Annotated in this window: 6 protein-coding genes and 1 pseudogene; 4 read left to right on the top strand and 3 right to left on the bottom strand. The window is 55.0% G+C overall.

The window, feature by feature from the left end; translation table 11 throughout:
• Positions 1-1,331: hypothetical protein (locus VGE80_RS18520; RefSeq protein ID WP_440593696.1), on the top strand; the 1,331-nt coding region annotated here is incomplete at its 5' end.
• A gap of 109 nt (positions 1,332-1,440) precedes the next feature.
• Here VGE80_RS18520 and VGE80_RS18515 read toward each other — a convergent pair.
• Both VGE80_RS18515 and VGE80_RS18510 read right to left on the bottom strand, forming a co-directional pair.
• The gene (locus VGE80_RS18515; protein ID WP_440593695.1) at positions 1,441-2,427 is read right to left on the bottom strand and encodes a hypothetical protein; all 987 of its coding nucleotides are present in this window, start codon (positions 2,425-2,427) and stop codon (positions 1,441-1,443) included.
• A 304-nt stretch (positions 2,428-2,731) separates the two neighbouring features.
• Entirely contained in the window at positions 2,732-3,682 is a 951-nt protein-coding gene (locus VGE80_RS18510; RefSeq protein ID WP_440593694.1) for a HEAT repeat domain-containing protein, read from the bottom strand.
• 235 nt (positions 3,683-3,917) lie between these two features.
• On the opposite strand from VGE80_RS18510, the gene VGE80_RS18505 reads away from it, so the two are divergent.
• The 3 genes from VGE80_RS18505 (at position 3,918) to VGE80_RS18495 (ending at position 5,927) form a co-directional block, all read left to right on the top strand.
• Complete coding sequence (locus VGE80_RS18505; RefSeq protein WP_440593693.1) at positions 3,918-4,121, top strand: hypothetical protein; 204 nt, start codon at positions 3,918-3,920, stop codon at positions 4,119-4,121.
• A 527-nt stretch (positions 4,122-4,648) separates the two neighbouring features.
• Positions 4,649-5,467, top strand: coding sequence for a hypothetical protein (locus VGE80_RS18500; protein ID WP_440593692.1), 819 nt, complete (start codon positions 4,649-4,651; stop codon positions 5,465-5,467).
• Positions 5,468-5,558: 91 nt separating this feature from the next.
• A complete protein-coding gene (locus tag VGE80_RS18495; protein ID WP_397569226.1) occupies positions 5,559-5,927 on the top strand; it encodes a hypothetical protein in 369 nt (122 codons plus the stop codon).
• 140 nt (positions 5,928-6,067) lie between these two features.
• Here the strand turns inward: VGE80_RS18495 and VGE80_RS18490 are convergent.
• Positions 6,068-6,410, bottom strand: a pseudogene (locus tag VGE80_RS18490) (hypothetical protein); the annotation flags it as partial.

Genomic DNA, 6,410 nt, shown 5'->3' with positions numbered 1-6,410 from the left:
ATACTGACTGCATTCCCGGCACGCTGGCCCGGCTCACTATATCAAGGACAGATTTGATGCTTTCACGACGCTCATTTCTCGGAGCACTCGGTCTGGGACTCATGGGAAGAAGCCCCCTCGGTTTCACCGCGGAGCCCACTTCCGGGCCGAGAAAGCGATTGGCCGTGATCACGACGGAGTGGCGATTTCATTCGCATGCGTGGCACATGGCCGAGCGATTTCTGCACGGATATCCGATCAATGGGAAGTGGCACCGTCCAGCGCTGGATGTCGTCTCGGCCTATGTTGATCAGAAGCCTGACAATGATCTCAGCCGGAGTCGGGCGGACGAATTCGGTTTCAAAATTTACCCGACGATCGCCGAAGCGTTGCGTTGCGGCGGCGACAAGCTGGCCGTCGACGCCGTGCTGATCATCGGCGAGCACGGGAAGTATCCGAAATCCGAATACGAACAGACGAAGTATCCCCGCTACGAATTTTTCAAGCAGACGACGGACGTGTTTCGTGCCGAAGGGCAAGTCCGTCCCGTTTTCAATGACAAGCATCTCTCTTGGAACTGGGAATGGGCCAGGGAGATGGTCGAGATCGCTCGGGAGCTGAAAGTTCCCTTTTGCGCCGGCTCGTCGTTACCGGTCACCTGGCGGATGCCGGACGTCGATCTTCCGCTTGATTCAGAAGTCGAAGAACTGATGTGTCTCGCCATGGGGGGGATCGACAGCTACGACTTTCACGCTCTGGAAGTGATTCAGTGTATGGCTGAACGACGGCGTGGGGGCGAGACGGGCGTCGTGGCGATGCAGGCCCTGCGGGGTGATGCGTTCTGGAAGGGGATGGAGTCCGGGAGTTGGGGGAATGGGGGCTGGGATCCCAAACTGTTCGATGCCTGCCTGACGAGGACTCAAACTCTGGCGCAGCCGGAAACGTTCAGCCATCGGTATCCCACAGCCGAGCAGATCCGCGCGTGGGTTAAAGATCCCGTTGCCTATCGGTTCGAATACGCTGACGGTGTGAAGGCGACCATGTTGCTGATGAATGGACTGGTGGGAGACTTCACCTTTGCGGCCCGTCTGAAGAATGAGCCCCAGCCGTTTTCGACTTTGTTCTATCTCCCCCCGACGCCGAATGTTGTTTACTCGGCGTCACTCATGGCGAAAGCGGAAGAGACGTTTCTGACGGGGAAGTCACCCACACCGATCGAGCGGACTCTGCTCACCACGGGACTCGTCGAAGCAGGGGTACGCTCGCTGGGGACGGGGCAGAAACGACTGGAGACACCCCACCTTCAAATCCGCTATCAGCCCCCAAAGGAATCGACCTTCCTGCGATCGTAAATGTGAACAATAACAGCAGCCTGAGGGGATCCCCTCAGGGGCTTTCTTGTTCGCAGCGGTCCATGTTTGCGCGATCGGGCATCACTCGTTGTTGTCCTGCGTTGAAACTTCAGCGGTCGCGATACGTACGGTGACACTGCATGCAGGCTTTTTCGATCCGCTGAAAGGCCTGATCCGCCTTGTCAAAGGCGTCCGCTTGCAGGGCAGCGACCAGATCGCCCGCTGCAGTGGCTGACTCCTTCAGCAACGCCGCGAAAGACGCATCGAATTCGTGGCTGAGATGCCGGTTTGTTTCGGTAAACGCTTCCTGAATCAGCACGGCTTCCTCCCCGATTTCCCCTGCGGGCCGACCGGGCAGGCTCTTCCAGTCTCGTTGCCTGCTGGCCTTGATGCGATCAAACCGCAGATCGATTTCGACCATGGATCTGACCAGTGAAGAGACTTCGGCCGTCTCCACGAGTTCCGGCAGAGTGGCCTCGGCAGGGGCGGGTCGAAAATTTTCGACGTCACGCCACAGACCTGAATAGTTCCGGCTCGTTCCTGCCTGCTCGAGAATCGCAACGGCCTGCTGATTTGTCGCGTCGCCGGAAGCGACCCAGGCGACCGCCGCAGCCGCAGGACCGCGGTGTCGGCCGTGATGGCAGTGAATGTAGACGGGCCCCTGCAGTTCCCGCATGACGCGGGTCAGCGAGTCACAGGCGGATCGGGGAACGCCGTCGTAGCCGATGGGAATGTGGACGTACCGCAATCCATGCGCGTGAGCCAGTTCAGTCTGGGGAATCGTTCCATCGACGCTGACAACGGTTTGGATTCCCAGTTTCTTCAGGCTGGCGAAAGCGGCTTCACCCTCGGGTTGACTGCCGGAGTAAATCCGATCGGAAATTTTGAAGAGACGGTGGATCCCCGCCAGCTGGTTCTCGTCATGAGTGACGGCGTCCGGCGCTTCTACCGCTTTAACAGCCTCCTCTTTCTCCGAGGGGACTTCGTCGTGGGACAGCGTCGGAGTTTCGGGGCGAGGGCTACTTCGTTCGTTCTCACACCCCGCTGCGCTGCAGCACAACAGGACGAGCAGCATCGGTTTGCGTACCGTGTTCAAGCAGGTTCCCTCACTTTTCAGTCGTCTTAGTTCTCAGTCGTATTCTTCGAAACTCGGCTCTCAAGCCCTGATGTCGACCTTCGCTATATCTCCGCGAGAGAGCGACTCTCAACAGGGACAGGCCAAACTGCGGCCCCTGTTCCCGAGAAGGACTGTTCAGCCGCTGCTGAGCTTTTCAGCCTTTTATCCATGCTGTTTCAGCCGCCGATACCACTCAGCGAGAGCCTCTTGAAAGTCTGTCGCTGTCGAGCACTCTCGAAAGATCACGGAGAAATCATTCTAGCAAGAGTGCTTGACGAGTCATTCATCGGATTGGGCGCTTTCGACGTTGCTTGGCTTCATCCACCCGGAGGCGAATTTCTTCGTAGACGAGATTGGGTTTCAGGGCGTTGAGAATCAGGTCCGGATCGTGGTGCAATTCGAGCTGCTGAATCAGGAAATCAACGGCGGACGGGTCGCGGGAGAGGCCGATACTCAGTACGAGCGATCTCCGCAGATCGTCGTCTGCGGTACGATTCCAGGCGAGGATCAACGATTTGATGGCCTCGGGTTTTCCACAACTTCCCAACGCCGCCGCCGCTTCTGTGACAAGTTCCTCACGCTCCGATTTCAAAAAACCTGCGACCAGGGGGATGGATGTTGTCGGAGTCATTTCGAGGAGTCCAGTCATACACGCGCCTGCGACGTCGGAATGGATCCCGTGGGATAGCAGCTTCATTCTCAGTAAGGGCAGGGCGGATTCACTACCGGTGTCGGACATGGCTCGAACGGCGTTGACCTGGTCGAATGTTGACCCCTGCAGGTAATCAACGAACGCAATCAGTTTGTCCACGGTCCTCATGCGTAGAGACCTTGCCAGGGCGAATGCAGCGCTGGCCCGCACGTTTTCCGCCGTATCGATGGCGTCGGGCCAGGCGGGTTCGATCTGCTGGTAGGTGAGTGCCGCCTGGTAGAGTTCCGGGTCATCGTAATTCAGTGCGGCGAGGGCTTCGATCAGCGCTGTTTTGGCCCAGCAGCCTTTGTCAGCCTTCATCGGATCAGGCCCATCGATCAAGCGGGTCCAGGCACGTAACAGATCGGATTCCATCCCGGAGAGCTCGAATTCGCGGACAATTTTTGCTGCTTCCGCGACGATCAGGTTGCAGCGGTCGGCCAGATGTCGAGCTGCAGCTTCGCGTAACTGAGTGAGGTCACCAACGCTGCGAATTTCTCTGAGCCGCGCCAGGCGTTCTTCAATGGAGGGACGAGGGGGCATGGCTTGGTCCACGAGATGATAATGGTCGGTAGCGCGCTGTTTTGGTCGGAATATTCTGATCGGAATATCATGTCGGGCACTCTGGAAGGATGCTACGCCAGGGCGGCGACGGCAGGGTTCCCTGGTCCCAGACGGGGCCAAAAGAGGAAAGTCCAGGGGCGCCACTGCGGCCGCCGGCGGAAGAGAGATTCTCTCCTGCGAGAAGGAACTGACTTCGAAATCATTGAAAACCGTGTTGCCCCAGCGTTTCCAGAGCGACTGGTCCCAGATTGACTCCCCCGGACCCATCTGGCAGGCACGTGACTACGGATTCCACCTTGGGTCGCGGGCCAAGGGGGAAGAAAAACTGGACGACATGCACATGGATCCCGTTCGGGCCGGGTTGGTGGAACAAGCCAGGGACTGGCGGTGGAGTTCGGCTCGCTGGTACTTTGAATAGAAATCTGTTGGTTCACCGAATCGGTGGCCGCCTGGTTTGGGAACTGATGATGAATTCACCACGAATGTGTAATGGCCATCCGACGAGATTGCATCTTATGCCTCCGGCACCCGACCGCCCTCAACAGGCGGCCGGGCCACCCAGCGGGTAACCGGGCAGTTCCCCATCGCACAGCATCGATTATCGATTGGCTTCATCGAAACTATCCACAGAATCTCATTCCCAAAGCCCCGAGAGATTTTGGCGGGGTTGTTACACCGCAAGTGGTTACAACACGGCTCAGAAGTACGATCGAAGCGGCAAGAGCTTTGGCTCAACAACTGAGGCACCGTGGCAGTTGCGATACAAATTGTACGTCGCTCACGATTAGAGTAGAATGTGATGCAGGCTATCGCGCCTATTTAGAAGAGGGGGTGTTTCCCGACAGAGATGGCATTCTCCACAATTACGCAAGTGCTGACCGTGATCGCGATCTCTGCAATTATTCTGAGGCTATCAACATTGAGAAGTAATATTAAGGCCACGATATGCAGCCGAAACACTACATACGCGCACTGCTTCTTTATTGCGGATTTGTATTCAATTATGCGTGCCAGCCGGCAATCGCAGAAGAATGGCGTTTTTTACCAGGTGATGCATTTTTTGAATCTGCATTGACTCAAGAGCTTGCTGACATGATGACGGTTCATGAAGATGGTGATACTCTCAGTCTCCGCTATCATACTCATGCTAGAGTGGCGTTAGAAGCCGGGTGCGCCGTCCTTGAGATTAAGCGGATTGGGCTTAAGCGAAGAAAATTACTGGCGTGTCTTTATAAAATGCTGAGAAAGCAGCAGGCTCCGATTTTTGAAATTACAACGAATGAGAGGGGAGAATTGCGCCGTGAGTTAAACGGTATGGCGCTATTGGTCTATAACAAGACGTTTGATTATCAACGATATGCTATTGGGCTTCGGTATAATGAAGATTGGGCGGAGGAAGGTGCGATGTTTTCGACATTGCCAGAGTTCGTCAATTATTATATTTCGGAAGACCTGACTCCTTCGTGTGTTATTGAGGACTGGCGCAACAGTAGGCATGTGCCACCATTGAAGGTTACATTTCCGCCACTTCTTGACAAAAATCTAAGAGAAGCTCAGTTTTCACCACTAACGGTTGACGCTTCAGAAGTGATATTTGTTGTAGTTACGTATCCAATGATAGAAGAGCTGCGCAAGAATGTGACCCCTTGGAAATGTTATTTTGTTAATCAACACACAATTGTAGGAGGGGGACCTACGGAAGAGGGGTGGATAGAGGAAGAAGTTAATGTGGACGTAGACACGATCGTTGAGAAGGACGAGTAGTGTTAGAGGCGGATTGAAAGCCCTATGTTTGCAATGACGGGAGCACGGGGACACGGGGGCACAGCATATTCTGTTGATGGAGAATCTAACAATGATGCCCAAACGCGATTTTCTGTCTTTTCTTGTGGCTGTGGCTATGGGTGCAGGCATCTGGGCGCTATCTCCGATCGTCACCGGTAAAACTGAACCTTGGGATTCGCGCGGCCCGTATTATTCGATTGCGTTACTAACTGGCGGAGTACTGTCCGCAGCAGTATGCCCGCGGTATTTTTGGCTCGCACCAATCGGGATTCAGATTGGAGTGCTCGCGTTTATGCTGCTCAGGGGGATTATAGGACCATTTATCGTTCTGTTTCCTTTGTTTGCATTGTATCATATGATTCCGTCATTTATCGGCGCTGTGGCTGTGTATGGAATTTACGTCGCCGTGGGTCCAGCAAGTCGTTCAGGAGAACGGTAAGTGTAATATGTTGTGTTCCTTCATAAAGACGCGTGAATACAGTTTTGCGTAGTCGCACACTACGGGGGGCGCAGCCCAAATGATCGTAGACGACAACCTGGCCAAGCAGCCTGTTGAAGAATCTGTGAATTTCAGAGGTTTCATCCGATTTTTGTATTGGCGAGAAAATGTGGCGGACAGGCCCAGAAGGCCATGCAAGTAGCCGGTAGAGGGAAGTGTCGCCGATGATGGCTCCAGAGAGCGATTTTGAGTGAACTATAGACCGGAATAATGGCCGAAATACGGTCCCTGGCCGTGTGCAACGTCCTCGGTTTGCCCATTCCGAACAGCTTGAGCATCAAGATTCCCAGATTCCGGGTGGCAGCCACCATCAGATAGCGTTTGTTGATCTTGGCCAGGCCTCGTAGCCATGTTCTTCGAGATCCCCCGGTCTGACAGACGTGGGCAAAACTTCGCTCCACCTTCTCGCTGCGAGCACGCTGC

The sequence above is a fragment of the Schlesneria sp. genome, from assembly GCF_036405755.1.
Classification (GTDB): Bacteria; Planctomycetota; Planctomycetia; order Planctomycetales; family Planctomycetaceae; genus Schlesneria; species Schlesneria sphaerica.
The sequence above is the reverse complement of the archived record's forward strand: the minus strand, read 5'-3'. Positions and strand labels throughout refer to the sequence as shown.

Bases quoted from the DNA above. Each gene is read 5' to 3' on its own strand.
- VGE80_RS18500 (WP_440593692.1), top strand. From the start codon at position 4,649: ATGCAGCCGAAACACTACATACGCGCACTGCTTCTTTATTGCGGATTT.
- VGE80_RS18510 (WP_440593694.1), bottom strand. From the start codon at position 3,682: ATGCCCCCTCGTCCCTCCATTGAAGAACGCCTGGCGCGGCTCAGAGAA.
- VGE80_RS18495 (WP_397569226.1), top strand. From the start codon at position 5,559: ATGATGCCCAAACGCGATTTTCTGTCTTTTCTTGTGGCTGTGGCTATG.